This window comes from Paracoccus sp. (in: a-proteobacteria), assembly GCF_046462195.1.
In the GTDB taxonomy this organism is placed as follows: domain Bacteria; phylum Pseudomonadota; class Alphaproteobacteria; order Rhodobacterales; family Rhodobacteraceae; genus Paracoccus.
In genome coordinates, this window is the sequence record NZ_JBKGUN010000034.1 from 1 (window position 1) to 26858 (window position 26858).

Annotated in this window: 26 protein-coding genes and 1 tRNA gene; 11 read left to right on the forward strand and 16 right to left on the reverse strand. The window is 64.6% G+C overall.

What is annotated here, in order from left to right:
* Window positions 1-1941 (reverse strand): xanthine dehydrogenase molybdopterin binding subunit (xdhB, locus tag ACLHHB_RS02220; protein ID WP_410216650.1); only part of this gene is annotated, 1941 nt, incomplete at its 3' end.
* 3 nt (window positions 1942-1944) lie between these two features.
* Window positions 1945-3393: a xanthine dehydrogenase small subunit gene (gene xdhA, locus ACLHHB_RS02225; RefSeq protein WP_410216651.1), complete on the reverse strand. Its 1449-nt coding sequence runs from the start codon at window positions 3391-3393 to the stop codon at window positions 1945-1947.
* Between the two features lie 110 nt (window positions 3394-3503).
* Here xdhA and ACLHHB_RS02230 point away from each other — a divergent pair, with 110 nt between their 5' ends.
* Complete coding sequence (locus ACLHHB_RS02230) at window positions 3504-4397, forward strand: LysR family transcriptional regulator (protein WP_410216652.1); 894 nt, start codon at window positions 3504-3506, stop codon at window positions 4395-4397.
* 3 nt (window positions 4398-4400) lie between these two features.
* On the opposite strand, the gene ACLHHB_RS02235 is transcribed toward ACLHHB_RS02230, so the two are convergent.
* The 3 genes from ACLHHB_RS02235 to ACLHHB_RS02245 form a co-directional block, all read right to left on the reverse strand.
* A complete protein-coding gene (locus ACLHHB_RS02235; RefSeq protein ID WP_410216653.1) occupies window positions 4401-5654 on the reverse strand; it encodes a urate hydroxylase PuuD in 1254 nt (417 codons plus the stop codon).
* A 1-nt stretch (window position 5655) separates the two neighbouring features.
* Complete coding sequence (uraH, locus tag ACLHHB_RS02240; protein WP_410216654.1) at window positions 5656-6009, reverse strand: hydroxyisourate hydrolase; 354 nt, start codon at window positions 6007-6009, stop codon at window positions 5656-5658.
* A gap of 106 nt (window positions 6010-6115) precedes the next feature.
* Window positions 6116-7591, reverse strand: coding sequence for a nucleobase:cation symporter-2 family protein (locus ACLHHB_RS02245; RefSeq protein WP_410216655.1), 1476 nt, complete (start codon window positions 7589-7591; stop codon window positions 6116-6118).
* Window positions 7592-7905: 314 nt separating this feature from the next.
* Here ACLHHB_RS02245 and bhcR point away from each other — a divergent pair, with 314 nt between their 5' ends.
* Window positions 7906-8712, forward strand: coding sequence for an HTH-type transcriptional regulator BhcR (bhcR, locus tag ACLHHB_RS02250; RefSeq protein ID WP_410216656.1), 807 nt, complete (start codon window positions 7906-7908; stop codon window positions 8710-8712).
* Between the two features lie 273 nt (window positions 8713-8985).
* Window positions 8986-9132, forward strand: coding sequence for a DUF2798 domain-containing protein (locus ACLHHB_RS02255; protein ID WP_410216657.1), 147 nt, complete (start codon window positions 8986-8988; stop codon window positions 9130-9132).
* Between the two features lie 18 nt (window positions 9133-9150).
* On the opposite strand, the gene ACLHHB_RS02260 is transcribed toward ACLHHB_RS02255, so the two are convergent.
* Window positions 9151-10497 (reverse strand): NCS2 family permease, encoded by a 1347-nt coding sequence (locus ACLHHB_RS02260; RefSeq protein ID WP_410216658.1) that lies wholly within the window; start codon window positions 10495-10497, stop codon window positions 9151-9153.
* Window positions 10498-10673: 176 nt separating this feature from the next.
* On the opposite strand from ACLHHB_RS02260, the gene puuE reads away from it, so the two are divergent.
* From puuE to ACLHHB_RS02275, 3 genes are all read left to right on the forward strand, one after another.
* Entirely contained in the window at window positions 10674-12080 is a 1407-nt protein-coding gene (puuE, locus tag ACLHHB_RS02265) for an allantoinase PuuE (protein ID WP_410216659.1), read from the forward strand.
* Window positions 12077-12982 (forward strand): bifunctional allantoicase/(S)-ureidoglycine aminohydrolase, encoded by a 906-nt coding sequence (locus tag ACLHHB_RS02270; RefSeq protein WP_410216660.1) that lies wholly within the window; start codon window positions 12077-12079, stop codon window positions 12980-12982. Before puuE ends, ACLHHB_RS02270 begins: the two co-directional genes overlap by 4 nt.
* A gap of 236 nt (window positions 12983-13218) precedes the next feature.
* A complete protein-coding gene (locus tag ACLHHB_RS02275; protein WP_410216661.1) occupies window positions 13219-13560 on the forward strand; it encodes a hypothetical protein in 342 nt (113 codons plus the stop codon).
* Between the two features lie 33 nt (window positions 13561-13593).
* Here the strand turns inward: ACLHHB_RS02275 and ACLHHB_RS02280 are convergent, their stop codons facing one another.
* The 3 genes from ACLHHB_RS02280 to ACLHHB_RS02290 form a co-directional block, all read right to left on the reverse strand.
* Window positions 13594-14610, reverse strand: coding sequence for a purine-nucleoside phosphorylase (locus ACLHHB_RS02280; RefSeq protein WP_410216662.1), 1017 nt, complete (start codon window positions 14608-14610; stop codon window positions 13594-13596).
* A 130-nt stretch (window positions 14611-14740) separates the two neighbouring features.
* A complete protein-coding gene (locus ACLHHB_RS02285; RefSeq protein WP_410216672.1) occupies window positions 14741-15649 on the reverse strand; it encodes a DMT family transporter in 909 nt (302 codons plus the stop codon).
* Between the two features lie 128 nt (window positions 15650-15777).
* Window positions 15778-16521 carry a YebC/PmpR family DNA-binding transcriptional regulator gene (locus tag ACLHHB_RS02290; protein WP_410216663.1) on the reverse strand — a complete coding sequence of 248 codons (744 nt, stop codon included), beginning with the start codon at window positions 16519-16521 and terminating at the stop codon, window positions 15778-15780.
* A gap of 135 nt (window positions 16522-16656) precedes the next feature.
* On the opposite strand from ACLHHB_RS02290, the gene ACLHHB_RS02295 reads away from it, so the two are divergent.
* Complete coding sequence (locus tag ACLHHB_RS02295; protein WP_410216664.1) at window positions 16657-18435, forward strand: SLC13 family permease; 1779 nt, start codon at window positions 16657-16659, stop codon at window positions 18433-18435.
* 61 nt (window positions 18436-18496) lie between these two features.
* Here the strand turns inward: ACLHHB_RS02295 and ACLHHB_RS02300 are convergent, their stop codons facing one another.
* The 6 genes from ACLHHB_RS02300 to ACLHHB_RS02325 all read right to left on the reverse strand — a co-directional run bounded on the left by ACLHHB_RS02300 (window position 18497) and on the right by ACLHHB_RS02325 (window position 23704).
* Complete coding sequence (locus ACLHHB_RS02300) at window positions 18497-18724, reverse strand: hypothetical protein (protein WP_410216665.1); 228 nt, start codon at window positions 18722-18724, stop codon at window positions 18497-18499.
* 130 nt (window positions 18725-18854) lie between these two features.
* Window positions 18855-20639 carry an SLC13 family permease gene (locus tag ACLHHB_RS02305; protein WP_410216666.1) on the reverse strand — a complete coding sequence of 595 codons (1785 nt, stop codon included), beginning with the start codon at window positions 20637-20639 and terminating at the stop codon, window positions 18855-18857.
* A gap of 99 nt (window positions 20640-20738) precedes the next feature.
* A complete protein-coding gene (locus tag ACLHHB_RS02310; protein ID WP_410216667.1) occupies window positions 20739-21554 on the reverse strand; it encodes a YmdB family metallophosphoesterase in 816 nt (271 codons plus the stop codon).
* Between the two features lie 101 nt (window positions 21555-21655).
* Complete coding sequence (locus ACLHHB_RS02315) at window positions 21656-21862, reverse strand: cold-shock protein (protein ID WP_119887522.1); 207 nt, start codon at window positions 21860-21862, stop codon at window positions 21656-21658.
* A gap of 154 nt (window positions 21863-22016) precedes the next feature.
* Window positions 22017-22091 (reverse strand) — tRNA-Thr (locus ACLHHB_RS02320).
* A complete protein-coding gene (locus tag ACLHHB_RS02325) occupies window positions 22082-23704 on the reverse strand; it encodes an ABC transporter permease (protein ID WP_410216673.1) in 1623 nt (540 codons plus the stop codon). Before ACLHHB_RS02325 ends, ACLHHB_RS02320 begins: the two co-directional genes overlap by 10 nt.
* A 213-nt stretch (window positions 23705-23917) precedes the next feature.
* Between ACLHHB_RS02325 and ACLHHB_RS02330 the strand changes: the two genes are divergently transcribed.
* Window positions 23918-24793 carry a hypothetical protein gene (locus ACLHHB_RS02330; RefSeq protein WP_410216668.1) on the forward strand — a complete coding sequence of 292 codons (876 nt, stop codon included), beginning with the start codon at window positions 23918-23920 and terminating at the stop codon, window positions 24791-24793.
* A 3-nt stretch (window positions 24794-24796) separates the two neighbouring features.
* Here ACLHHB_RS02330 and ACLHHB_RS02335 read toward each other — a convergent pair whose 3' ends face one another.
* Window positions 24797-25048 carry a DUF2312 domain-containing protein gene (locus ACLHHB_RS02335; RefSeq protein ID WP_410216669.1) on the reverse strand — a complete coding sequence of 84 codons (252 nt, stop codon included), beginning with the start codon at window positions 25046-25048 and terminating at the stop codon, window positions 24797-24799.
* Between the two features lie 104 nt (window positions 25049-25152).
* On the opposite strand from ACLHHB_RS02335, the gene ACLHHB_RS02340 reads away from it, so the two are divergent.
* From ACLHHB_RS02340 to ACLHHB_RS02350, 3 genes are all read left to right on the forward strand, one after another.
* On the forward strand, window positions 25153-25380 hold the full coding sequence (locus ACLHHB_RS02340; protein WP_410216670.1) for a hypothetical protein: 228 nt from the start codon (window positions 25153-25155) through the stop codon (window positions 25378-25380).
* The gene (gene dtd, locus ACLHHB_RS02345; RefSeq protein WP_410216671.1) at window positions 25377-25826 is read left to right on the forward strand and encodes a D-aminoacyl-tRNA deacylase; all 450 of its coding nucleotides are present in this window, start codon (window positions 25377-25379) and stop codon (window positions 25824-25826) included. The genes ACLHHB_RS02340 and dtd overlap by 4 nt, the downstream gene beginning before the upstream one ends.
* 364 nt (window positions 25827-26190) lie before the next feature.
* Window positions 26191-26858: DEAD/DEAH box helicase (locus ACLHHB_RS02350; protein ID WP_410216674.1), on the forward strand; the 668-nt coding region annotated here is incomplete at its 3' end.

Sequence of the window (26858 nt, forward strand, 5' to 3'; positions counted from 1 at the left end):
ATTCAGGCTGCGCCCCACATCATGCAGGATGTCGGCACGGTCGATGACGTATTCGCCCGTCAGCGTATCCACCGACACCTCCGACACCGCCGCGCCATAGGCATAGTAATAGAACGGCCGCCCTTTTCCGGTGGAACGATCCCAATGGATCTTGGGCGTCTTGTAGAAACCTGCGGCCGACAGATGGATGCGCGCCATGTAGGCCGCCTTGATCACCTCGGTGAAGGGGATCACGTGATCGCCCGCACGGATGTGGCCGGGAACGAAGGTCACGGCATCGGGCGGCACCTGCCAGCGCTCGGCCACGAAGGCGATCAGCCGCGCCTTGATCTGGTCGGCCGCGTCCAGCGCGGCCATCCCGTTCAGGTCCGTTCCCGACGAGGCCGCCGTGGCCGAAGTGTTCGGCACCTTTTCGGTCGTCGTCCGGGTGATCTTGATGCGGCTGATGTCGCACTGGAACGCTTCGGCGACGATCTGGGCGACCTTGGTGTTCAGCCCCTGCCCCATTTCGGTCCCACCATGATTCAGGGCGATCGAGCCATCAGAATAGATGTGGATCAACGACCCCGCCTGATTGAACCATGTGGCGGTAAAGCTGATGCCGAACTTGACCGGTGTCAGCGCAATGCCCTTGTGGATCACGCCCCCTTTGGCATTCCAGTCCAGCACCGCCTGCCGACGGGCGTGGTAATCGCTGCTGGTCTCCAGTTCAGCGAAGATCTGCGGCAGGATCTGGTCGTTGACCTCCTGGTGATAGGGTGTCAGCTGCCCGTTCCGGTAAAGGTTGCGCTTGCGGACCTCCAAGGGATCAAGACCCAGCGCATAGGCGATCTCCTCGATCATCCGCTCGGCCACGATGACGCCTTGGGGGCCGCCAAAGCCCCGGAACGCGGTGTTGCTGACCGTGTTCGTCTTCATCGGGTGGCTGCTGATCCGCACGTCGGGATAGAAATACGCGTTGTCCGCGTGAAACAGCGCACGGTCCGTCACCGGTCCGCTGAGGTCGGCGGAAAATCCGCAGCGGGCATACCAGTCGCCCTCGACAGCCTGAATGCGACCCTCGTCGTCGAAGCCGACGCTGTAATCGACCACGAAATCATGCCGCTTGCCGGTGGCGATCATGTCGTCGTCACGGTCGGGGCGGATCTTGACCGCCCGGTTCCACCGCTTGGCTGCCAGCGCGGCCACGCAGGCGAACAGGTTCATCTGGGTTTCCTTGCCCCCGAACCCCCCGCCCATGCGCCGCACGTTCACCACGACCGAATGGCTGGGCACCTTGAGGACATGGGCGACCATGTGCTGCACCTCGGACGGGTGCTGGGTCGAGACGTTGACCACGACATCCTCGTCCTCGCCGGGAACGGCCATGGCGATCTGGCCTTCCAGGTAGAAGTGATCCTGCCCCCCGATGGTGAAGCGGCCCTCGATCCGCCGGGGCGCCCGGGCCATGGCGGTGGGCGCATCGCCGCGCCGCAGGGTCAGCGGGTCGGTGACATAGCCCATCCCCGCATCCCGCGCTGCAATCGGGTCCAGCGCATGGGGCAAGGGGTCATAGCTGATCCGCGCCCTGTGCGCCGCGCGGCGCGCCTGGTCGCGGGTTTCCGCAATCACGGCAAAGACCGGCTGGCCCCGGAACTGCACCAGCCCGTCGGCAAAGATCGGATCGTCGTTCTTGCCGTTGGGAGAAACGTCGTTCACGCCAGGGATGTCCGCGGCCGTCAGCACCCCCACGACGCCCGGACTGGCCAGCGTTTCCGTGAAATCCATGGCCGTGATGTGCCCATGCGCGCAATCTGACAAACCCAGATAGGCGTGGATCAGGCCGACCGGCCCGGGCAGGTCGTCGGTATAATCCGCACGGCCGGTGACATGCTTGATCGCGCTGTCGTGGACTGTGTCCTGATGCGTCATGCCCCGGATCGTCGTGACGTCGTCCTTCATGGATCAGGCCCCCACGGCTTGGCGCAGCCGCACGGGCAGGCCGGTTTCGGATTGTTCCAGCCAGAACCGGCGGAAAAGGTTCCTTGCGACCAGCATACGGTATTCGGCACTGGCGCGCATGTCGGTCAGGGGGGTGAAGTCCTGGCCCAGCGCCCGGGCCGCGGTTTCGAAACTGGCTTCGGCAAAGGGCTGCCCCCGCAAGGCGGCTTCGGCAGCAACGGCACGTTTCGGTGTCGCCGCCATGCCGCCAAAGGCAAGGCGCGCGTCCCTGATGACACCGTCCTGCACCTCCAGGCAAAAGCCTGCCGCCACTGCCGTGATGTCGCTGTCGCGCCGCTTGGTGATCTTGTAGGCGGCGATTTGTGCCTGCGACCGCGTCGGGATCAGGATCTGCTCGATGAATTCGCCGGGCTGCCGGTCCTGCTTGCCATAGTCGATGAAGAAATCCTCCAGCGGCCTTTCGCGCCGGTCCCGTCCACGCCGCAGCACGATCCGTGCGCCAAGCGCGATCAGCAGGGGCGGCGTGTCGCCGATGGGCGACCCGTTGGCGATGTTCGCGCCGATCGTGCCCATGTTCCTGACCTGCCAGCCGCCTATCCGTAGCCAATAATCATGAGCGGCCGGAACATGCTGGCGGATCAGCGGCGCAGCCTCGGAATAGGTCACGCCCGCGCCAAGACGAATCATGTCGTCCTCGACCGCCTTGTTCTTCATCAGGTGACCGATGAAAACGGCGGGGCTGATGTCGCGCATGAACTTGGTGACCCAAAGACCGACATCGGTGGCGCCCGCAACCAGCGTGGCCCCCGGTTCGTCCAGAAGGATACGGGCCAGATCGTCGGCATCGGCGGGAATGATCGCCCGATCAGCGCCGCGCGCCACCTCGACCCGACCCTGCCGCATGTCCGCAAGTTCCGCCGCCACAGCCTCGCGTTCACGGGCCAGCGCGTCCTGAGCCTGTCCCCCTTTCGCGCCTGCGGCCAAGGCGGCCTTGATGATCGGCTCGTATCCCGTGCAGCGGCAGATGTTGCCCTGCAGGGCGATCTCGATGTCCGTGGCCGTCGCCTGCGGGTTCGTCATCCACAGCCCATACAGGGCCATGACGATCCCCGGCGTGCAGAACCCGCACTGGCTGCCGTGATGTTCCACCATGGCCGCCTGAACCGGATGCAGGCCGCCGTCTGGCCCGCGCAGATGTTCGATCGTGACGATATGGGTGGCGTGGCACGAGGCCAGAAGGCGGATGCAGGCGTTCACCGGCTCATAGATCAGGCCGCTGTCGGTCAGGCGCCCCACCAGCACGGTGCAGGCGCCGCAATCCCCCTCGGCACAGCCCTCCTTGGTGCCGGTCAGGCGACAGGCCAGCCGAAGGTGATCCAGCAGGGTGTCGGAGGCGCCGACTTCTGTCAGCGTTACCGTCCGGTCGTTCAGCAGAAACCGCAGCTGGGGCATCGTCATCCTTCCTGGCTGTCGCATGGCCTATCCTAGGCCGGAAATAGTGGTTGCGAAATCGGCGGCATCTTGGAAGACTTTACATGAAACGTTGAAAGCCGACCACCGCCATGTCCTATCTGGAAAGCCTGCGCGTCTTTGTTCGCGTGGTCGAACTGGGCTCGATCACCGCCGGAGGCAGGGATCTGCGCCTTTCGCCGGCAGTTGCCTCGAATCGTATAAAGGATCTTGAAAATCGGTTCGAGGTGCGGCTGCTGAACCGCACCACGCGCAAGCTGACCACGACCGAGATCGGGCGCGCCTTTTATGACCACGCCCGCCGGGTGATCGAAACGCTGGACGAGGCCGAGGCTCTGGTCAGCAGTTTCTCGGGCAAGCCGCAGGGGGTGATCCGCCTGACCGCGCCTCTGGGGCTGGGGCGGCGCCTGATTGCACCGCTGATCCCTGCCTTTTGTGCCGAAAATCCGGGGATCGAGTTCCGGCTGCGCTTGTCGGACCGCAACGTCAACATCGTCGAGGATGCCATCGACCTGGCGTTCTTTCTGGGCGAGCCTGCGGATTCGGCCCTGAAATGGCGGAAGATCGCGGACTGCCCCCGGGTTCTGGTGGCCGCACCGTCTTATCTGGCGGTGGCGGGGATCCCGGGCGAGCCTGACGATCTGGCCAGCCACAACTGCCTGCTGCTGCGCTATCCCCGTAGCCCGGAATATTACTGGACCCTGACAACAGCCGACGGGCCGCGCAAGATGATGGTGTCGGGGCGGTTCGACACGGATGACGGGGATGTTCTGCGGGGCTGGGCACTGGAAGGCCACGGCATCGCGAACCGCCCGCTTTACGAGGTCGAGGCGGAACTGGCCGATGGGCGACTGGTCCGGGTGCTGCCCGATCATCCGCCCCCGGACGCGCAGTTCGGCTGCCTGACGCCGCACCGGCGGCTGCAGGACCCCAAGGTGCGGATGTTCATCGATTATGCCGTGCGCAAGCTGCGCCCGCTGTTCTGACCGTCAGAGGCCCGCCAAGCCAAAGGCGCCAACCTGCCGGAACCAGCGGATGATGCGCGCACGCTCCTCCGGCTCCATCTCCGTCAGGTTCGCGGGCGGCATGGCGTTCGTCAGTCCGGCCTGGACATAGATCTCGCGCGCGGCACGTGCGATATCGGCTGGCGTTTCCAGCAGAACGCCCTTGGGAGCATGGTGGATGCCGTCCCAAGCCGGCTCGCGCGCGTGGCACATCGAACAGCGGCCGATGACCGTGCTGGCCACTTCGTCAAAGCCCTCGGCCTCGGCGAAGCGCGCTTCTGTTCGCGACAGCGGGCGGGCCATCGCCTCGTCATAGCTGTCCTGGTTCAGGCCGATCGACGACAGCCACATGATTCCCACGAACAGCATCGCGGTCACTGCCCAGGTCCACCACCGATACCCTTTGCGGGCATGCATCGTGTTGAAGAAATGCCGGATGGTCACCCCCATCAGGAAGACCAGTGCCGCGATCAGCCAGTTCCACTGGCTGGCAAAGGCGAGGGGATAATGGTTCGACAGCATCAGGAAGACGACGGGCAACGTCAGATAGTTGTTGTGCGTGGACCGCAGCTTGGCGATCTTGCCGTATTTCGGGTCAGGCGCCCTGCCCGCCTTGAGGTCCGCGACCACGATGCGCTGGTTCGGCATGATGATCAGGAACACGTTTGCCGTCATGATCGTGGCGGTGAACGCCCCCAGATGCAGCAGCGCGGCACGCCCGGTGAAGACCTGGTCATAGGCCCAGCCCATCACCACCAAGGCGGCGAACAGCAGCAGCATCAACACTGTTGGACGGTTCCCCAAGGGCGACTTGCACAGCCCGTCATAGATCAGCCAGCCCACGGCCAGCGATCCGCCCGAAATCGCGATCGCTTGCCAGATCGCCAGATCCGCCTTGGAAGGGTCGATCAGGAACAGGTTGGCGCCCGCCCAATAGGTGACCATCAGCAGCGCCGCGCCCGACAGCCAAGTCGAATAGCTTTCCCATTTGAACCAGATCAGGTGTTCGGGCATCCGCTCGGGCGCGACCAGATATTTCTGGACATGGTAGAAGCCGCCCCCATGGACCTGCCATTCCTCGCCATGCGCACCCTTTGGCAGATGCGGGGCCTTTTGCAGCCCCAGGTCCAGCGCGATGAAGTAAAAGCTGCTGCCGATCCAGGCGATGGCGGTGATGACATGGGTCCAGCGGGCTGCAAAGGCCAGCCATTCCCACAGCACAACGGTTTCCGGTATCATCTCAGCTGCCCCGATAGGTCGAATAGCCGAAAGGAGAGACCAGCAGCGGGACGTGGTAATGGTCGTCCTGCGACATGCCGAAGCGAATGGGAATCACGTCCAGGAATCGCGGGCTTTCCGCCGGAACCCCCGACGCATCCATCCAGGCGCCCGCATGGAATTCCAGTTCATAGGTGCCAGTGGCGAATTCCCCCTCGGGCAGGATCTGCCGGTCCGTGCGGCCGTCGGCATTCGTGGCCCAGCGTGCCAGTTCGGTCCGCTGACCACCGTCCAGCCGGTACAGCACGACCTCCATCCCTTCGGCGGGACGTCCCCGCGCAGTGTCCAGAACATGGGTTGTCAGAAATCCGGGCATTGCGTTCCTGTCCTTTCAAGGCCTTGCTCCCGTGATAGCCGATCCTGTGACGGCATCGACCGGCAGCATGGGCAAGGCAGTCTCAAGAATTGGTGTATAATCCGCTTCAATGATCCGCCAGACGCCCGGCTTCGGCCAGTTCAGCCTCGTCTGCCGGGGCGGCGCCGTTATAGAACCAGTTCAACAGGACAGCCGACACCGCTGCCAGAAGGATGCCGGAATGCACCAGCGGGTGGATCGCATGCGGCAGCCATTGCTTGAAATGGGGCGCGACCAGCGGGATCATCGCCATGCCGATGCTGATGGCCACGACGAACAGGTTGTGGCGGTTCGTGTGGAAGTCGACCCGCGACAGGATGCGGATGCCCGTGGCCGCGACCATGCCGAACATCACCAGTCCCGCACCGCCCAGGACCGTGGTCGGCAGGCTTTCGACCAGGGCGCCCATCTTGGGGATCAATCCCAGCACGATCATGATGACACCCCCCGCCACGCAGACAAAGCGCGAGCGGATCCCCGTGACGCCCACCAGCCCCACGTTCTGCGAGAACGAGGTATAAGGGAAGGTGTTGAAGATCCCGCCCAGCATCGTGCCCAGTCCGTCGGCCCGCAGCCCCGCCGCAAGCGAGGCCGAAGTGACGGGGCGTTTGCACATGTCGGCCAGCGCCAGGAACATGCCCGTCGATTCGATCATGACCACAATCATCACGAGGACCATCGTCACGATCATGACGGGATCAAAGGTGGGCAGGCCGAAATGAAAAGGCTTGATCATGGCGAACCAGGCGGCCTCTCCCACCTTGTCGAACTGCATCAGCCCCAAGGCTGCGGCCGCGATGCCGCCCACGGCGATGCCCAGCAACACCGCGATGTTTGACAGGAACCCCCGTGCAAAGCGCGAAATCATCAGGATCGTTCCCAGCACCAGGACCGTGATCATGATGTTCGTTCCTGCCGCATAGGCGGGGTTCGGCATGCTGGGCGCCAGGCGCGCACCTTCGGGGACGCCGCCTGCCGCCATGGCCTGATCCAGCCAGGCCTGCTGCACCGGATCGACCAGCAGGGGCGCCGTCGGACCGACCGGCAGCCCAAAGATCCAGTTGATCCCGATCGGCATCAGGCTGATGCCGATCGCCAAGATCACCGTTCCCGTCACCACCGGCGGAAAGAACCGCAGCACCCGTCCGATCAGCGGTGCCAGCAGCATGGCGATCAGCCCTGCCGCAATGATGGCGCCGAACAGCGCGCGTGCCCCTTCAACTCCGGGCGTCTGCCCCGCAATGGCAACCATGGGCCCCACGGCCGCAAAGGTTACCCCCATCATCACCGGCAGGCGGATGCCGAAATACTGGGTCATGCCAAGGCTCTGGATCATCGTTGCCAGACCACAGACGAACAGGTCGGCCGAGATGAGAAAGGCCACCTCCTCGGGCGACAGTTGCAGCGCACGGCCGACGATCAGCGGCACGGCGATCGCGCCGGCATACATGACCAGCACATGCTGAAAGCCAAGGGTGATCAGCCGCCCGGTGGGCAGCATCTGATCAACCGGGTGAACATGGGGGGCAAGGCGGTCGGACATGTCTGATCCCTGTGTCGCGGCGTCACCTGTCCCGTGAACATGGTGCGCGATGGCATGGTTGTCTTTTTGATCAGGACTAGCCCGACGCGGGAATTTCCCGAAACGGATTTTTCCCCGTGCTCTTGCTACAGTGTCCCGTCTGCCTGAAAAGGCGGCACCTGATGATGCAACCCTGCACCCATCCGACAGCCTGCCGGACCCTTTCGCCCGGCGGAAAATCCGGGAAATTGTCAAGGTTTCAACGGGTTCGATTTTCGCCTTGTTGCCCACGATTTTCCTGCGCATCTAAAGGCACCATCAACGGAGGCAAGAGAATGGCCGACCCGACACGTCGTCGTGGGCGCCCGCCCAAGGACATGCCGGATGCCCCCGGCACCGTTCAGGCACTGGACCGCGCGCTGGACCTGCTGGACCTGCTGGCCACGAGGCCCGGCCTGACCCTCAGCGAGGTGGCGGAACATGCCGGACAGCCGCCCTCCACGGTTCATCGCGTCCTGCACACGCTGGCAACGCGCGGCATGGTCGAAAGCGATCCTTCGACCCAGGCTTGGAACATCGGGCCGCAGGCGTTTCGCCTGGGTTCGGCGTTCATGCGCCGCTCGGGCATCGTGGAGCGCGCCCGCCCGATCCTGCGCGCCCTGATGGAGGATACCGGTGAAACGGCGAACCTCGGGATCCTCCAGGGTGACGCGGTCCTGTTCCTCAGCCAGGTCGAGACGCAGGAAACCATCCGCGCCTTTTTTCCGCCCGGTACCCGGTCGCCGTTGCATGCCTCGGGCATCGGCAAGGCACTGCTGGCCTTCGGGCGGCCGCAGGCGCCGATCCGGTCCGGCAGTCTCGCGCGCTTTACCGACAAGACCATCGTGGAACCCGATGCCTTGCAGGCAGATCTGGCAAGGATCCGGCAACGCGGCTTTTCCTTCGATGACGAGGAAAGAACCCGCGGCATGCGCTGCATCGCCGCGCCTGTCTTTGACCTGACGGGAGAGGCCATTGCCGGTGTTTCGGTCAGCGGCCCGACGCACCGCATCGGGTCGGAACATGTCAAGACGCTGGGAGCCATGGTGGCCGCCGCCGCTGCCAGCCTGACCGAGGCAATGGGCGGCCACCAGTCCCCCTGAGCTGCCTGTGGGCGCAGCCTTGCCGGCGCCGGTACGCGCCAAGGCCCAGTTGCCGAAAAACGTCAGGTCGGTTGGTAATCCCGGCACTCGCACAGCGAGACTTCGTTCGGTTTCCGGAACCGCGGCATCCACCCATGGCGGAGGATGCCGGCCGTTCAAGGACCGCAGCCCGCCCTTTGCACGAATAGGCTGCATGTCCAGATCAACGCTCCTGACCGCTCGATTTCTTGTCTCGACCATGATGGCCTGCCTCATGAGCGGCTATGACACGCTGTGCACATCAGCTCGGGGCCCGGTTTCATGGGGCGCTGGATGAAGGCGTTCCTGACGGCATGGCCCGCGGCCTTGCTGCTGTCATTGGTGGTCAGCCCCGTGGTCTTCAACCTGGCCCATCGGCTGACAGCGGCGCGGGCGCGCTGACGCACCCGCCCGACAGCATCAGTGGCCGCCGAAAAAGGCGTATTTTGCCACAAACAGTGCAGCAATGACCCAGGTCGCGGCATGAACCTCGCGCAGCCGGCCGGTCAGAAGCTTGATCAGCGCATAGCTGATGAAGCCGAAGGCCAGGCCGTTCGCGATGGAATAGGTGAACGGCATGGCGATGGCAGTCAGGACCGAAGGCGCAGCCTCCGTCACGTCCTCCCAAGCCACCTCGGCCAGTTCCCGCACCATCAGCGTCGCCACATAGAGCAGCGCGGGCGCGGTCGCATAGGCGGGCACCGACCCTGCCAGGGGGGCAAAGAACATGGCCGCCAGAAACAGCGCGCCGACGACCACCGCGGTCAGGCCCGTTCGCCCGCCCGCCTGAACGCCCGAAGCGCTTTCGACGTAAGCCGTGGTTGATGACGTTCCCAGCAGGGCTCCTGCCGTGATTGCCGTCGAATCGGCCATCAATGCGCGTCCCAGGTTGGCGTTCCGATGCGTCGGCCCTTCGGTCAGCAGGCCCGCACGCTTGGCCACGCCGATCAACGTGCCCGTGGCATCGAACACCTCGACCAGCACCATGACCAGCACCACCTGGAAAATGCCAAAGGTCAGCGCCCCCAGCAGATCCATCTGCAGGAACGTCGGCGCAATAGACGGCGGCATCGACAGGACGCCACTGAACTGGCTGACGCCCAGCGCGATGGCCGCAACCGTGGTCAGCAGGATGCCGATCAGGATGGCGCCTGTCACCCGCAGCGCGTCCAGCGCCACGATGACGAAAAAGCCGCCGATCGTCAGGAGGGTGCCGGTCTGCGTCAGGTCGCCCAGCGCCACCAGCGTCGCCGGATTGCCCACCACGATCCCCGAGGACTGCAGCGCGATGATGGCCAGGAACAGCCCGATACCGGCCGCAATGGCGCTGCGCATCGATGTGGGAATGCCCGCGATCAGCCAGCGGCGGATGCCCGTCAGCGACAGGAACAGGAAGATGAGGCCGCTGATGAAGACCGCGCCCAGCGCCTGTTGCCAGGTAAAGCCCATGACCCCCACCACCGTGAAGGCGAAGAAGGCGTTCAACCCCATTCCGGGCGCCATGCCGATGGGCCAGTTGGCCCACAACCCCATGATCAGCGACCCCAGCGCCGCTGCAAGGCAGGTGGCCACGAAGACCGCATCGCGGTCCATGCCGGTTGTGGACAGGATGTCCGGGTTGACGAAGATGATATAGGCCATCGTCAGGAACGTGGTGAAGCCTGCAATCACCTCGGTCCTGATGCTGCTGCCCTTTTGGGACAGCTTGAAGTAACGTTCCATGAACCCCCCTTGCGCGGCGTCTGCGGCCGCGATGCCGGTCAGCATGGTCGCGCCGTCTCGGCGCCACAATTGCCGCCCGCCGACAAGTCTTTCAATGCAAAATTGAAAGAGCCTTCATCTTCGTCCATCCGTTGATACAGAATTCGGCAGCCTCCATCTTGTCTGCACGCCTTCTGCAGGGTCTTGTGACAGCGTCACAATGCAAAGGACCGAGGGAAACGATGCGCTACAGCCGCGACCTGCGAGGATATGGCCAGACCCCTCCCGACCCACGATGGCCGGGCAATGCGAGGATCGCCGTCCAGATCGTCGTCAACTACGAGGAAGGTGGCGAAAACAGCATCGAGCATGGCGATACCGCTTCCGAAGCCTTCCTGTCGGAGATCATCGGGGCACAGCCTTGGCCCGGCAAGCGTCACTGGAACATGGAATCGATCTATGACTATGGTGCGCGTGCGGGCTTCTGGCGGCTTTACCGGCTGCTGAAGGACATTCCCGTCACCGTTTACGGCGTCGCCACCGCCTTGGAGCGCAACCCGGAGCAGGTCGCCGCCATGCAGGATGCGGCATGGGAAATTGCGACCCATGGCTTGAAGTGGATCGATTACCGCGACATCCCGCGCGAGGTCGAGGCCCAGCACATCGCCCGCGCCATCGAGTTGCACACCCGGATCACCGGAGAGCGTCCGCGCGGTTTCTACCAGGGCCGCACATCGATGAACACGGTCGTGCTGGGCTGCGAGGAAGGCGGTTTCGAATACCTTGCCGACACGATCGCGGATGATCTGCCTTATTGGCATGTCCACGAGGGCCGCCCGCAGTTGATGGTGCCCTATACGATGGACGCCAATGACATGCGCTTTTCCAGCGGCCAGGGCTTTGGGACAGGAGGCGAGTTCTTCGACTATCTGCGCGACAGCTTTGACATCCTCTATGCCGAGGGTGAAGCGGGCGCGCCCAAGATGATGTCCATCGGCCTGCATTGCCGACTGGCCGGCCGTCCGGGCCGAGCCATGGCGATCCGACGCTTTCTGGACCATGCCCGCTCGCACGAGGGCGTGTGGTTCGCGTCGCGGCTGGACATTGCGCGCCATTGGACGGTGACGCATCCCTATCAGGCATCCGATCGTCCCTCGCAGATGGAGCGTGACGCGTTCGTCGCGCGCTTTGGCGGCATCTACGAACATTCGCCCTTCATAGCCGAACGGGTCTGGGACGCCGAGATGGGGGCCGTTCACGACAGTGCCGGCGGACTGTCGGGACGAATGGCACAGATCTTCCGCAGCGCGTCGGCTGAAGAACGCCTGGCGGTGCTGCGCGCGCATCCCGATCTGGCCGGCAAGCTGTCCCAGGCAAAGCGGCTGACGGCCGACAGTTCGGCCGAACAGGCCAGCGCCGGGCTCGACATGCTGACCGATGAGGAACGCGCGCAGTTCATGCGCCTCAACGACGCCTATGTCGCCAAGCACGGCTTTCCCTTCATCATCGCCGTCCGCGACCATGACAAGGCGGGCATCCTTTCGGCCATGCAGGCCCGTCTGGACAACGATACCGCGACCGAACGTGACACGGCAGAACGCCAGGTCATCCGCATTGCCGAACTTCGCCTGCAGGAGGCCCTGAAATGACCAACCAGCCCAACAGAGACGCACCGCCCAAGGGCGCGCCAACGGGCGACATCGCCCCCGTCATCGTCGAACAGCATGCAGGCCCTTATGCCGGACCCGTGGCCGGCCTGCCGCCCCAGACGGGCATGACCACCGACACCGCGGTGTTCACGGACGCTTATGCCGTCATTCCTCGGACGGTCATGCGCGACATCGTCACCTCGTACCTGCCGGGGTGGCAGGGGATGCGCATGTGGATGCTGGCGCGGCCGTTGACGGGCTTTGCCGAGACATTCAGCCAGTACATCGTCGAACTGGCCGAGGGCGGCGGCAGCGATACCCCGGACGACGATCCGGAGGTCCAGCACGCCATCTTCGTGACCGGCGGCGACATGCAGGTGGTGATCGACGGCACCGAACATCTGCTGACCCCCGGCGGGTTCGCCTATGTCCCCCCAGGAACGCCGTGGAAGATCCGCAACAGGACCACCGGCCCGGCAGGCTTTCACTGGTGGCGCAAGCGGTGGCAGCCCTGTGCCGGGGTCGAGCGCCCCGATCCCATCGTGGTGCAGGAACAGGACCTGGCGCCTTCGATGATGCCGGACACGGACGGAGCCTGGGGCACGACCCGCTTCATGGACCCGGCCGACCTGCGCCACGACATGCATATCACCGTTGTCACCTTCAAGCCGGGTGGATCCATCCCCTTTGCCGAAACCCATGTGATGGAGCACGGCCTTTTCGTGCTGGAGGGAAAGGCCGTCTACCGGTTGAACCGTGACTGGATCGAGGTGGGGCCCGGCGACTACATGTGGCTGCGCGCGTTCTGTCCGCAGGCCTGCTATGCCGGCGGCCCCGGGCGCTTCCGATATCTGCTCTACAAGGATGTGAACCGCCACGCGCCCTTGTGGCCGAACCGCTGAACCCCAGCCCTGCGGTTTCCGGACAGGGAACCGCAGGACTGGCGGGCCGGTTGATCCGGACTCCATTGTGAAGGCTCAACCGATGCGTCGACAAACCCGGCTGATTGCGACCCTTGTTCTTGCCTTGCCGCTTCAGCCTGCTTTTGCCCAGGATGCGCCCGCGGATGCCGAGGTTGCGCCCTATCTGGATGATCGCTCCAGCCCCGAACAGGTCGTGGCGTCCCTCTACAGTGCCATTGACCGCAAGGAATACTTGCGCGCACAGCTATTTCGCGCCGGACACCGCCCCCGACTTCGACACCTTCCGCGAGGGATATGCGACAACGGACGGAGTGCGGCTGCGCGTCGGCACGGCCACGACTGACGGAGCCGCAGGCACTATCCATTCCCTGGTGCCCGTCGCGATCGAGGCGGTGACCAAGGCGGGCACCACGACCTATGTGGGCTGCTATCGTCTCAGCCAGGTTCAGCCCGCCGCGCAGGAACTGCCGCCGTTTCGGCCCATCCGGATCGACGAGGGCGCGTTGACTGAAACCGATGCGCCCTTTGATGAGGCGATGGGTGAATGTCAGCCTTGACGATGATGGCGCGGGATGTTCCCGCGCCTTTTCTTATTCAGCGGACAGGCCGGGGCCAAAGCGGTCCCAATCGGCAATGACCGTTTCCGCAAAGGCATTGCCCACACGAAAGGCATTCTCGGTCGCGGGACCGAAACCACCCGATTTTGCCGCCAGAGATTCGGCTGCCGTTTGCCCATCATGAGCGCGGTCAAAGTTCGAGGCAGTGCGCAGCACGGCGATCCGGTCAAAGTCGAGCCGTCCGGCCTCGTCTGCACGGCGCAGGGCCGTCAGGGTTGCATTATCCTCCATCTGGCTCATGCAGTAATCCGCCGCCCCATCGGACAGCAGGGCGACGTGACCCGCCACTTCATCCGCGATGGTCTGGCCGTGCCAGTAGGTATCGGCCGAAACCGACGCGCATACCATCACCGAAGGCTCGGCCCTGGCCGCCTCCTGCGTATAGCTGGCACGATAGGCGGCGGCGTCCTCTCCATCCGCAAGCTCCATGTCCTTGGTGGCCTCGAATGCCGCCGTCACCAAGGCAGGGTTCAGCGAAAACATCTCGGTTCCTGCGGTCCAGCCGGGCTTTTCGCCCGGTGCCTTGGCGCCTAGCTCCACAATCTGGCTGGTCCAGTCGTCGGGGGCGTCGCGGCTGTCGATCCGGTGAACCAGCCCAGCGTCGATCACGTGGTCGGCCCATGCCGCTGAGCCCAAGGTGCCGTTCTCGGGGTCAACGCCGGCGATGCCAGCGATCAGCACATAGGTTTGGGACAGGTCAACCAGATCCGAGAAGGCCACCGCCATGGCCGAGCTAGCGGCGTTGGCATAGCCCATCGTCGTCGTCATCACGCACAGATCCGCATTGCACGAAAGCGAATCGGCTTCCTTGGGCAGGCCGGGAATGGCGATCCTGTTCGGCAGGTCCAGGTTCTCCAGCCAAGGGGCGGCCTCGGCCTCGAACATGGCCATGACGAGCACCTTGGGCGCCACCGTTTCCTGCGCCAGCGCAGGCATTCCGGCCGCCAAGGCCATCAGCGCGACACTCGCCCTCAACAGACATGGTTTCATCCGATATTTCCTTCTTCTGTTTGTCAGGGGAATTAGCCAACCGTAGGCCCGCGCACCAGTGGCCGCGCCGGAACTGCCGGTGGCAAAGCGGCCTTTGCCCAAGGATCGGGCAAAGGCCGCAGCCAGCCGGTCACAGCTTGGTTGCACTGACCGGCGGCGTCGGGGTGCGCGCCCGGGCACGCCCTTCGCGCCACGTGATATAGCTGATGGCCCCGATCATGAGGCCGCCGCCCAGGATCACCCAGCCATCCAGCGGTTCATGAAACACCAGGACCCCCACAAGGCTTGCCCAGATCAGTTGCAGAAAGGTGACGGGCTGCGTCACCGTCAAGGGCGCGGCTGCAAAGGCCCGGGTCATCGTGTAATGCCCTGCCGTCGCAAAGACCGCCACGAGTGCGAGCCAGCCCAGTTGTGGCAATGTCGGCTGCACCCATTGCATGATGGCCAAGGGCGCCAACCCCGCCGAAACCGTCAGCGACATCATTGCCACCACGACCGAGGCTGAAACACGCCCGGACAGCTGCTTGGCCACCAGGTACGAAGCGCCAAACGCAATCGACGCGCCGATCTGGGAAAGATGCCCCGGATCCAGTTCCCGCAAGCCCGGCCGCAGCACGATCAGCGCGCCCAGCAGGGCCACGCCCACCGCCGCGATGCGCCGCAGGGCCAGACGCTCGCCCAGGAACAGCGCGGCTCCGATCGTCACGATGATGGGGTTCAGGAAACCGATGGCCGTCACCTCGGCCACCGTGATGCGAGACATGGCGTAGAACCAGGCCACGACGGCCACGACATGAAGCCCGCCACGCAGCAGGAACAGCCCCCAGATATCGCGGGAAAACCCTTGCAGCAATGCGGTCCGGATGACCGGCGCCAGAAAGAGCAGGCCAAAGAGAAACCGGATGAAAGCGGCCTGGGAGGCAGGCAGCGCCCCCTCTAGACTGCGGACGATGGTATTGACCGCGACAAAGCACAGGCCTGTCGCCAGCATCCAGCCGATCCCGATCAAATCACGGCGCCCATGTGTCTCGATCTGCATGATCTGCAAGTGCCGATTTTCCCGCGCCGGCGCAAGCCCCGGCGGCACGGGCCGTCCATGAAACCGCCGGGGCGTGGCAGCCGCCCCGGCGTTTGTCGATCCCACGGTTTCGGCGCGGGAAGACGCGCTTACAGTTGGGCCGCGACCTCGTCCGACAGGTCGAAATTGCCTGTCACGTTCTGGACGTCGTCATCATCCTCCAGCGTGTCGATCAGCTTCATCAGCTTTTGCGCCGTTTCCGCGTCGGCCACTTCGGAGGGCGATTGCGGTTTCCAGATCAACTTGGCGGTCTCGGATTCGCCTAGGCTGGCTTCCAGTGCGTTCGACACCTCGTTCAGCGCGGTATCGGCACAATAGATCCAGTGCCCTTCCTCATCGGTCTCGACATCGTCGGCCCCGGCCTCGATGGCAGCCAACATCACCGTGTCGGCGTCGCCTGCCGACAGCGGGTACACGATCTCTCCCACACGGTCGAACATGAAGCTGACCGAGCCCGTCTGCCCCAGGTCGCCGCCCGCCTTGGTGAAATAGCTGCGGACATTCGAAGCCGTTCGGTTGCGGTTGTCGGTCATCGCCTCGACCACCAGCGCAATGCCGTTGGGGCCATAGCCCTCATAGCGGATCTCTTCGTAGTTCTCGGCATCCCCGCCCTGCGATTTCTTGATCGCGCGGTCGATCACGTCCTTGGGGACAGATTTCGCCTTGGCTTCCTTGACGGCCAGCCGCAGGCGCGGGTTCTTTTCGGGATCGGGATCACCCATTTTCGCGGCGACGGTGATTTCCTTCGCCAGTTTTGAAAACAGCTTCGAGCGCAGCTTGTCCTGCCGGCCCTTGCGATGCTGAATATTGGCCCATTTGGAGTGACCTGCCATGTCCGGTCGTCCTTCGCAGTGCTGAAGTGAATATCGGGCGCTTTTAGTCCAGCCTTGCCCCTTATCGCAAGAACCCGATGCAGGCATGGCGCGTTCGGCTTCGGTCCTCGATCCGGGCCGGGACGGGGACGATACATGACGACACCGCAGATTATGCTGTTCTCGCTGCTGGGGGTGATCATCATCCTGATGCTGTGGGGGCGCTGGCGCTATGACCTTGTTGCCTTCGGAGGGCTGATCACAGCGGTTATCATGGGCATCGTGCCAGCGGACGACGCCTTTGCGGGCTTTGGGAATCCCACGACGGTGATCGTGGCGCTGGTGCTGATCGCCACGGCGGGGCTGAGCCGGTCCGGCGCCGTTGCACAACTGGCGCGGCTGATCTCGGGCAAGGACCGCGGGACCATGGGCCACATTCTTGTCTTCGGTGCGGTGGGCGGCCTCCTGTCCGGCTTCATGAACAACATCGCGGCCCTTGCCATGCTGATGCCGGTCGATCTGCAAACGGCGCGCAAGGCCGGGCGCGCGGCCGGGTTGACGCTGATGCCCCTGGCCTTTGCGACAATTCTCGGCGGGATGCTGACCCTGATCGGAACGCCGCCGAACCTGATCGTGTCCGGCTTTCGCGCAGATGTGCTGGGCGAGCCTTATCGCATGTTCGACTTTCTTCCGGTCGGCGGCGCGGTGGCCTTGGCAGGCATCGCCTTCATCAGCCTGATCGGATGGCGGCTGATTCCCCGGCACGATAACGAGCGTGGCGGAGAGATGGCCGGGCCCCAGCGCCGCTATTTCGCGACACTGGTTGTCGTTCCCGGCAGCCTGGCCCTGTCCAGACGCGTCGAGGATGCGCGTGCCGAGGCCGCCAAGGCCGGTGTCCGCATCATCGGCCTGCGACGCCGCGGACATGAACTGGAAGGAAAGCTGGACGAACAAACATTGGAAGACGGCGACGTTCTGGTTCTCCGCGCCGATCCGGCGGCATTGGACGAATTCCGGTCGACCAGCAACCTGGCCTTTCCCGACGGGCGGGCCGAGGCGCGGGCCCGCAAGGATGCCGAAGGCCAGCAGTTGATCGAATGTCTTGTTTCCGCCACGTCGGACCTGGTCGGGCGTTCGGCCCAGTCGTTTGGCTTGTTGAACCGGCATGACAGCGTGCTGATGGGCCTGAGGCGGAACGGGGTGGCGCTGCGGCGTCCCCCTTCGCGAGAGATCCTGCGCTCCGGCGACCTCCTGCTGCTGCTGACGCCCGAAAGCCGGATGGATGACACGCTGGTGGCGGCCACCCTCCTGCGCCTTGATGGAGGCAGCCTGCCGGTCCAGCGAGAGCGCCACATGCGCAGCGCGGTGGGTCTCTTTGCGCTGGCCGTTCTGGCGGCGTCCGTGGGGCTGACGACCATGCCCATCGCGCTGGCATGCGTCATCATCGCCTATGTCCTCTTCGGCGTTCTTTCCGTGCACGAGATCTATGACCACGTTGATTGGCCGGTCATCGTGCTGCTGGGTTCGATGATCCCGCTCGGTCTGGCGCTGGACAGCACGGGGGGATCGGTGCTGATCGCCAGCGGCCTTGCCCGACTGGCCGAAGGTTATCCTGCCTGGATCGCGCTGGTGCTGTTGATGGGGGCGACGATGACCCTGTCGGACATCCTGAACAACAACGCGACCACGATCATCGCGGCACCGGTCAGCATCCGTCTGGCCGAACAGCTGCAGGTTCAGCCGGACGCCTTTCTCATGGGCGTGGCCGTGGCGGCATCCTGTGCCTTCCTGACCCCCATCGGGCACCAGAACAACACGCTGATCCTGGGCCCCGGCAACTATCGCTTTGGCGATTACTGGCGCATGGGCCTGCCGCTGGAGATCATCGTGATGTCTGTCTCGGTGCCCCTGCTGCTGATCGTCTGGCCCCTCTAGGGTGCACAAACGAAAACGCGGCCCGATGGGCCGCGTGATGCGTCAGACCTGCTGGCCCGGATCAGAGAACGGAAGCGCCGCCCAGAATGCGACGGACTTCGCCTTCGCGGGTCAGGCCCTTGGCCGAAAGGTCTTCGTCCGACAGATCATTCAAGCGGCTCAAGGCGCGCATCTGCGGGCTTGCTTCGGCCAGCATGATCATGAAACGGCCGACGGCACGGAAAGGCGCCAGCAGAGCGGCAGCCGAAAAACCGATGGATTTGTGTTCAACAGAAGCGATGGTCGCCATTTGGAAACTCCTTGCAAGTGACAAAGTCGTTTCCTCCCCTGCGTCCTAGATCGTTGTTTTCCCCTTCGATCACAACCGCCGATGGTGCATGGCAGCCTTGCGGCTGGCTCAACGGAGCATGAACGGCTTGTTAACCCGCCAGCGGCCAGATCATGGGAATCAGCAGCGACGCCACGATCGCCATCAGCAGGTTCAACGGCAGGCCAACCTTGATGAAGTCGGTAAAGCGATAGCCCCCGGGGCCATAGACCAGCGTGTTGGTCTGGTAGCCGATCGGCGTCGCGAAACTGGCCGATGCCCCCATCATGACCGCAATCACGAGGGGGCGCGGATCAACACCCAAGGTGTGCCCGAGGCTGATCGCCACCGGCGTCACGATGACTGCGACCGCGTTGTTGGTCACGGTTTCGGTCAATGTCGTGGCCAGCAGATAGACTGCCAGAACCAGGGCCCAGTGCGGTAGGGATACAAGCCAGGGCGCCACATGATCCACGACCAGCTGCACCGCACCGCTTTGTTCCAGTCCCGCGCCAACCGCCAGCATGGCAAAGATCAGCGCCATCAGCCGGCCGTCGACAAAGGACAAGGCCTCGTCCGCATCGATGCAGCGGGTTCCCAGAACCACGGCCACGCCGATGAACGACAAGAGCAGGATGGGCGCGACCTCGAAGGCGGACAGAACGATGACGCCCACGAGTGTCGCCACCACGATCGGCGCATGCTTGCGGCGATAAGCGCGGTCCGACGGCGCGTTCACCTCAACCATGTCCATGTCGCGTGACAGGCGCTGGATGTCGGCGGCGGCACCTTCCAGCAGCAACGTGTCCCCCACGCGGACCACCAGATCGTCCAGCTGCCGCCCGATGTTCTGGTTCTTGCGGTGCGCGGCGAGCACGTAAACACCATAGCGCCGGCGCAGGCGCATGGACCCCAGGGACCGCCCCACCATGTGGCAACCCGGCGTGATCAGCACCTCGACCGTGGAGGTCTGGACCGAACTCAGCTTATCGACCATGCGGAGGTCCTTGTGGGACTGCAGGCCAAGGACCTCGGACATGGGTGTGCGCAGCACCACGCGGTCGCCTTCCTCCAGCCGGACCGCCGGCAGGTCGCGTCGCAGCGATGCATCGCCGCGCAGCACGTCGATCACGCGCGCACTCTCCCGGGCAAAGATATCGGTTTCATCCAGTGCCTTGCCGATCAGCGCCGATCCTTCGGGAATGGCGACCTCGGTAAAGAACTTCATCTTGCTGCGGCCGCCCAACAGTTGCGACATCGAATCGCGGTCCGGCAGCAGGCGCGGCGCGAAGATCAGAAGATAGATGACCCCGACGATCGCCATTGGGAAACCGACCCATGTGATCTCGAAGATCGTGAAATGCTCCATGCCCGAGGCGCGCGCCACCCCGTCCACAAGCAGGTTGGTCGAGGTGCCGATCAGCGTCATCGTCCCACCCAGGATCGACAGGTAGGACAACGGGATCAGCAGTTTCGAAGGGGATTTGCCCATCTCCTTGGCCAACTGCATGAAGATCGGCATCATCACGACAACCAGTGGCGTGTTGTTCACAAAGGCCGACATGGCGCAGACGACGCAGGACACCAGTCCCAGGGTCATGGCCGGATGCGCCCCCGCATGCCGCGCCGCCCGTTGGCCGATCCAGTCGAGCGCACCGGTGCGCACCAGCCCGCCGACGATGATGAACATGAAGGCGATCGTCCAAGGAGCCGAATTCGACAACACACCCGAAATGGCGCCGACATCAAGGATGCCCAAGGACAGCAGCGTCACCGCCCCCAGGATGGCCGTCACCTCGGGCGGATAGGTTTCGCGGATGAATAGGGTCAGCATCCCGGCAATGATGAAGATCGTCACCAAGGCACTGGTCATTCCGGTCAGTTCAAATCCGAACATTCATCACTCGCTTTATGAGCAGGCGCCGTCGGCAAACAGCAGTACTGTTCGCAGGATTGCCGCGGCCTCGCAAGATTCTTTGCCGTTGCGGCAAGACGCTCAGGCCGGATGGGTCTGGGCCAAGCGGCCCCCATCGCGTACGGGCTGGATGCTGCGCGCCAAGCCGGTGCGGTCGTCGGTTTCGACCAGCACGCCCGACAGCGTTGCCTCGCCCTCGGCAGGGGTGAAACGGTCGCGATTCATCCCGGTGATGAAGCGGCGCAACGGCTCGGCCTTGTCCATGCCGATCACGCTGTCATAGTCACCGCACATCCCGGCATCGGACTGGAATGCCGTTCCGCGCGGCAGAACCTGCGCATCGGCCGTCGGCACATGGGTGTGGGTTCCCACCACAAGGCTAGCGCGGCCGTCGCAGAAATGACCAACCGCCATCTTTTCGCTGGTGGCTTCGCAGTGGATGTCCACAAGGGCCGCCTGCACCATGCCTCCCGGCGGATGCGCGCGCAGCACGGCGTCCAGAGCCGAAAAGGGATCGTCATAAGGCCTCGACATGAACACCTGGCCAAGGGCCTGGGTGATCAGCGCCTTGCGTCCGCGCGCGTCGGCAACGACCGTTGCCCCCCGTCCGGGTGCTTCGCGGGCAAAATTCAGGGGCCGCACGATGCGCGGATCACGCTCGATATAGGCCAGCATGTCCTTCTGGTCGAAGGCATGATCGCCCAGTGTCAGCGCATCCGCACCCGAATCGAGCAAGAGCTGTGCGTGTCCTGCCGTGACGCCACGCCCGCCGCTGGCATTTTCCGCGTTCACGATGACCAGATCGGCCTTCAAACGCGCCTTCAGGCCCGCAAGGCGTTCGGTGATCGCCTGACGGCCGGACCGGCCCATCACATCGCCAAGAAACAAGATCTTCATGCTATCCTGCTATGCCAAAGCTTCGCTGCGCTCAAGCGCGGACATGAAAAAGGCCGCCCAAAAGGCGGCCTTTCGAAACGTCGCACAAGGTGCGTATCGGATCAGACGAACTGAACGTTCGTTGCCGACTCGCGACCGTCGCGGCCACGCTCCAGCTCATAGGTCACCTTCTGGCCATCGGCCGGAGCCGACAGGCCTGCGCGCTCGAGAGCCGAGATGTGCAGGAACACGTCCTGGCGGCCGCCTTCCGGCTGGATGAAGCCGAAGCCTTTGGTGCTGTTGAACCATTTCACGGTGCCGTTGGCCATCGTGAGATCTCCTGTCTAGTATACCACCCGCGGAATGCAGTGGCTTGGCCGTCAGATTAACAAAGCAGACTGAAGGCAGAACCAGACAGGATGCAGAGAATATAACGTAGCCAGCACTAGATAGGCCGCCTTAACCCTTATTGCAAGAAGAACTTGGTGCCGGTTGAGGGATTTGAACCCCCGACCCCCTGCTTACAAGGCAGACGCTCTACCACTGAGCTAAACCGGCATCTGCGATGCGTTACCGCGCCGGGCGGGTTTCTGCAACCCACCTGTCGCACCGCCAAGGTTCATTCGTGCCAGAAGTGCCACCGCCAGCAGCCCGACCGCCATGACCAGCAGTGCCGCTGGGGCGGCATTGCCCAGATCCTCGAGACTCGCGCGCTCGTGCGTCCGGGTGGCAAGCGTTTCGTAATTGAAGGGGCGCAGCAGCAGGGTTGCCGGCAATTCCTTCACGCAATCGACAAAGACCAGAAGCAGCGCTGCCCCGACCGAGCCGCGCATCAGCGGCAGAAAGACGTCGCGCAGCACCCCCGCATTGTCGCGCCCCAGCGAACGTGCCGCCATCGGCAGCGACGGTGGCACCCGGGTAAAGGCTCCGTCGATCGCCCCCTGACCGATGGCAAAGAACCGTACCACATAGGAAAGGGTTATGGCGGCCCCCGTTCCCGTCAAAATCAGCCCCGGATCATGACCGGTCAGCGCGGCCCAGGCATCGGCGACCCGGTGGTCCAGGGCCGCCAGCGGGATCAGGATGCCGACAGCCAGAACGGCCCCCGGCGCGGCATAGCCCACCGTTGTCACCGGCAACAACAGCCGTGGCAGCGCACGCCCTGACAGGCGCGTGCCATAGACCATCACCAGGGCCAGCATGACCGTCAACATCGAAGCTGCGGCACCCAGGCTGACCGTGTGCCAAGCCGCCCGCAGCAGTCCCGGCGTCACCCATCCCTGCGGATAGGCAAGGGCATAGGTGGCGATCACGCCCACGGGCAGCAGAAAGCCCATCGCAAAAGGAAGCGTGCAGGCCAGCGTCGCCAGCAGTCCGGGCAAAAGGCGCAACCGCTGCCGCTGGATTGGGCGCGGCTGGCGTGCGCTCTGGTGGTAACGGGCGTTTCGACGGCCGAACCGCTCCCACAGGGCCAGAACGATGACGATCAGCAGGATCACGCAGGCGATCTGTGCCGCCCCGCCCGCGTTCCGACGCTCGAGCCAGGTGGTGAAGATTCCGGTGTTCAGGGTCTGAACGCCGAAATAGCTGACAACGCCATAGTCTGCGACGGCCTCCATCATCGCGATGGCGGAACCCGCGACAATGGCCGGACGGGCCAGCGGCAGCCCCACGCGGCGGAACAGCCCCCAGGGGCCGGTGCCAAGGGCACGGGCAACCTCGTAGGCGCTGCCCGATTGTTCGTGCAGCGCGGCGCGCGTCAGCAGGTAGACATAAGGGTAAAGCGCCGCACCCAGAACCACGATTGCCGCCTCCAGCGACCGGATGCGCGGAAACCAGTAGTCGCGTGCGCCCTCCCATCCGAACCATCCGCGCAGGGCGATCTGCACCGGCCCGGAATAATCCAGAAAATCCGCCAGCGCGTATGCGCCGATATAGGCCGGAACAGCCAAAGGCAGCAGCAACAGCCATTGCAGCGCACGGCGCCCCGGAAAGTCATACATGCAGACCAGCCAGGCGGCCCCCGCCCCCATGGCGGCCGCCAGCGCGCCCGTGCCCAAGGCCAGCATGACCGTGTTTGAGAAATAGCGGGGCAGCACCGTGGACAGCAGATGCGGCCAGATGTTGTCCGTCGGGCGAAAGGCCATCCAGATGACCGCGATGACGGGCATCAGGACCAGCGCCGCCACCAGCACCGCGCTGATGGACCAGCCCCGACCACCCCCCTGCCTCAGGGCATGGTCATGATGTCTGCGCGTCTTGCGGGTCCGGGTCATGGTCCGGGCACTAGGGCAAACCCGTTTGACTGTCCACGGCGGACCGTTAATCTGCGCCCAACGGACCGGCACGGCCCGGCAGACAGACAAGAACGACGGGACAGCGGCATGCAGATGGTTTTCCACTTGGGGGTGCACGGCACCGACGGCGACCGCATGCTGAAGACGCTGCTGAACAACCGGGCCGTCCTGCAGAAGGCCGGGACCGAGGTGGTCACGCCGAACCGCCATCGCGGCATCTTCGACGAAGCGCTGAAATCCCTGGGTGGCGGCACCGCCACCCCCGAGATGGAACAGATCATGCTGGACGCGATCCTGGACAGCGACGAGCCGCAACGCGTCGTGATGTCAACGCCGACCTTCATGGGGGCCCCGGGGCGCGCGGTCGGGCGGGAGGGACTGTATCCCCAGATGGGCCTGCGGGCGGCTGCGCTGTCGCGCCTGTTCCCTTCGGCCAGAACCGAGTTCTTTCTGGCGCTGCGCAACCCCGCGACCTTGCTGACCGAGGTGTTGCCGCAATTCGCGGGCGGCGGTTACGACAACCTGATGCAGGGCTGCGATCCGCTGAACCTGCGCTGGCGCGTGCCGGTGCAGCAGCTGGTGCGGGCGGCGCAGGGGCGGCGCATCGTGCTCTGGTGCCACGAGGACGTGCCGCTGATCTGGCCCGAGGTGGTGCGCATGGTCGGCAACATGGCCCCCGAGGTGCCGCTGTCTGGCGGCCTTCTCTACATGCACGAGATCGTGGGGGATCTGGGCATCGCCCGCCTGCGGGACGCGATGGCCGGGCATGACCGCCTGACCGTGGCGCAGCGCCGCCAGATCTGGGGCGACATGATCGGGACCCACGCCCAGCCGGACACGCTGGACCAGGCCGTGGACCTGCCCGGCTGGACCCAGGAGACGGTCGACCAGGTGACGGCGCACTATCACGCCGATCTGGGCGAGATCGCGGTCCTGCCGGGGGTCGAGTTTCTCCTGCCCTGAGGGTCAGGCCATGCCGAGGGCGGTCTTGTACATCTCGAGGATCGCTTCCTCTTCGGCGATGTCGTCGCGATCGCGCTTGCGCAGGGCCACGATCTTTTTCAGGATCTTGGTGTCATAGCCGCGCGCCTTGGCCTCGGCCATGACCTCTTTCTGGCGCTCGGCGATGTCCTTCTTCTCGGCTTCCAGCTGCTCGAACTGTTCGATGAACTGGCGCAGCTCGTCGGCTGCGACGCCATAGGCCTGGTCGTCTGGCATCGGATTCGTCCCTTCTGTCCTTTTGGCCGCCGTGTTAGGCGGTCTTGCCCGGCGGTGCAATCGCCGCTAGGGGCGGACGAAATGCCACAACCAAGGGGGCAGCCATGGGCCTTTACGACTGGATCATCTGGACGGGCGCCGCACTGACCCTGTTCGGCCTTTGCGCGCTGGTCTGGTGCATCCTGACGGTCAGCCGTGCGCGCAGCCGGGGGCTGGACGACGCCGCCCTGCGCGACAGGATGCGCGGTGTGCTGGCCGTCAACATGGGCGCGCTGGCCGCCTCGACCATCGGGCTGATGATGGTGGTCATCGGCATCATCCTCAAGCCATGAGGGTTCTGATCCAGCGGGTCCTCGACGCCTCGGTCACGGTCGAGGGGCAGGTGATCGGCCGCTGCGGGCCGGGCCTGCTGGTCCTGGTCTGCGCCATGCAGGGCGATGACGAGACGGCAGCCGACAGGATGGCGGCCCGCGTGGCCCGGCTGCGGATCTTTCGCGATGATCAGGGGCGCATGAACCGTTCGGTGCAGGATGCGGGCGGCGAAGCGCTCGTGGTCAGCCAGTTCACGCTGGCCGCGGACCTGCGCAGCGGCAACCGCCCGGGATTTTCCTCGGCGGCGGCGCCTGCAGATGGCCAGCGGCTTTATGACCGTTTTGCCGAAGCGCTGCGTGGGTTGGGAGTTGCCGTGGAAACGGGGCGGTTCGGCGCCGACATGCAGGTCGCCCTGGTCAACGACGGACCGGTGACGATCTGGATGGACAGCGCAGACCGCGCTTGACTTTCGGCCCCATCTGCCCCATCTGAGCCTTGTCGCCGTCCGCTGCCGCGTGAGCAGCCTCCGGGCCCTGCCCGACTGACGCCGACACTCATTCCAGTTTCCCATTCACGCGGGGAGGCAGCAGGCATCCTCGTATCGCGCCTGCACCCCTGCCACGAGCCGCGCCCCGTTGCGCGGCCCCTGCCCTTGCGTCCGATACGGGGGATGCAGGGGACGAAAGATGTTTATGGAACAGAACAATACCCGCCGCCGGCCCGTACGTGGTGCAAAACCCTCGCCGCGCACTGCCCCGAACGGCCTGTCGGCCAATGAAGGCCGCCGTGCGCCCGCGCGTGATCCGCTGCCCACCGGTCCCTTTGCGGACATGGGCATCGACCACCGCATCAACGCCAATATCGCCGCCATGGGTCTGACCAAACCCACGCCGATCCAGGAACAGGGCATTCCCGCCGTGGTCGAGGGTCGCGACGTGCTGGGCCTGGCGCAGACCGGTACCGGCAAGACGGCCGCCTTCGGCCTGCCGATGCTGACGCGCTTGATCAAGTTCGGCAAGAAGCCCGACCCCAAGACCTGCCGTGCGCTGATCCTGGCGCCGACGCGCGAACTGGCCACCCAGATCGCGACCAACATCGACGCCTATGCCGAAGGCACCCCGATCCGCAGCTTTCGCGTCGTGGGCGGCGCCTCGATCAACGTGCAGACGGAACGCCTGTCGCGCGGCGTCGACGTGCTGATCGCCACGCCCGGTCGCCTGATGGACCTGATCGAGCGTCGCGCGATCAGCCTGGAGGCCACCACCTATCTGGTGCTGGACGAGGCCGACCAGATGCTGGACATCGGCTTCATCCACACGCTGCGCAAGATCGCGCGGATGCTGCCCCGCGAACGTCAGACGCTGATGTTCTCGGCCACGATGCCCAAGCTGATGCAGGAACTGACGGACACCTACCTGACCAACCCGGTCAAGGTCGCCGTGAACCCTCCGGGCCAGGCCGCCAAGAAGATCGAGCAGGGCGTGCACTTCACGACCCA

Coding starts and splice junctions, on each gene's coding strand:
- bhcR (WP_410216656.1), top strand. CDS start 7,906: ATGGCCGACCCGACACGTCGTCGTGGGCGCCCGCCCAAGGACATGCCG.
- ACLHHB_RS02310 (WP_410216667.1), bottom strand. CDS start 21,554: ATGAAGATCTTGTTTCTTGGCGATGTGATGGGCCGGTCCGGCCGTCAG.
- ACLHHB_RS02290 (WP_410216663.1), bottom strand. CDS start 16,521: ATGGCAGGTCACTCCAAATGGGCCAATATTCAGCATCGCAAGGGCCGG.
- ACLHHB_RS02325 (WP_410216673.1), bottom strand. CDS start 23,704: ATGCCCGTCATCGCGGTCATCTGGATGGCCTTTCGCCCGACGGACAAC.
- ACLHHB_RS02295 (WP_410216664.1), top strand. CDS start 16,657: ATGACGACACCGCAGATTATGCTGTTCTCGCTGCTGGGGGTGATCATC.
- ACLHHB_RS02315 (WP_119887522.1), bottom strand. CDS start 21,862: ATGGCCAACGGCACCGTGAAATGGTTCAACAGCACCAAAGGCTTCGGC.
- ACLHHB_RS02300 (WP_410216665.1), bottom strand. CDS start 18,724: ATGGCGACCATCGCTTCTGTTGAACACAAATCCATCGGTTTTTCGGCT.
- ACLHHB_RS02305 (WP_410216666.1), bottom strand. CDS start 20,639: ATGTTCGGATTTGAACTGACCGGAATGACCAGTGCCTTGGTGACGATC.
- ACLHHB_RS02330 (WP_410216668.1), top strand. CDS start 23,918: ATGCAGATGGTTTTCCACTTGGGGGTGCACGGCACCGACGGCGACCGC.
- ACLHHB_RS02335 (WP_410216669.1), bottom strand. CDS start 25,048: ATGCCAGACGACCAGGCCTATGGCGTCGCAGCCGACGAGCTGCGCCAG.
- ACLHHB_RS02280 (WP_410216662.1), bottom strand. CDS start 14,610: ATGAAACCATGTCTGTTGAGGGCGAGTGTCGCGCTGATGGCCTTGGCG.
- ACLHHB_RS02285 (WP_410216672.1), bottom strand. CDS start 15,649: ATGCAGATCGAGACACATGGGCGCCGTGATTTGATCGGGATCGGCTGG.
- ACLHHB_RS02245 (WP_410216655.1), bottom strand. CDS start 7,591: ATGTCCGACCGCCTTGCCCCCCATGTTCACCCGGTTGATCAGATGCTG.
- xdhA (WP_410216651.1), bottom strand. CDS start 3,393: ATGCCCCAGCTGCGGTTTCTGCTGAACGACCGGACGGTAACGCTGACA.
- uraH (WP_410216654.1), bottom strand. CDS start 6,009: ATGCCCGGATTTCTGACAACCCATGTTCTGGACACTGCGCGGGGACGT.
- ACLHHB_RS02260 (WP_410216658.1), bottom strand. CDS start 10,497: ATGCTGACCGGCATCGCGGCCGCAGACGCCGCGCAAGGGGGGTTCATG.
- dtd (WP_410216671.1), top strand. CDS start 25,377: ATGAGGGTTCTGATCCAGCGGGTCCTCGACGCCTCGGTCACGGTCGAG.
- ACLHHB_RS02270 (WP_410216660.1), top strand. CDS start 12,077: ATGACCAACCAGCCCAACAGAGACGCACCGCCCAAGGGCGCGCCAACG.
- ACLHHB_RS02230 (WP_410216652.1), top strand. CDS start 3,504: ATGTCCTATCTGGAAAGCCTGCGCGTCTTTGTTCGCGTGGTCGAACTG.
- ACLHHB_RS02340 (WP_410216670.1), top strand. CDS start 25,153: ATGGGCCTTTACGACTGGATCATCTGGACGGGCGCCGCACTGACCCTG.
- ACLHHB_RS02235 (WP_410216653.1), bottom strand. CDS start 5,654: ATGATACCGGAAACCGTTGTGCTGTGGGAATGGCTGGCCTTTGCAGCC.
- puuE (WP_410216659.1), top strand. CDS start 10,674: ATGCGCTACAGCCGCGACCTGCGAGGATATGGCCAGACCCCTCCCGAC.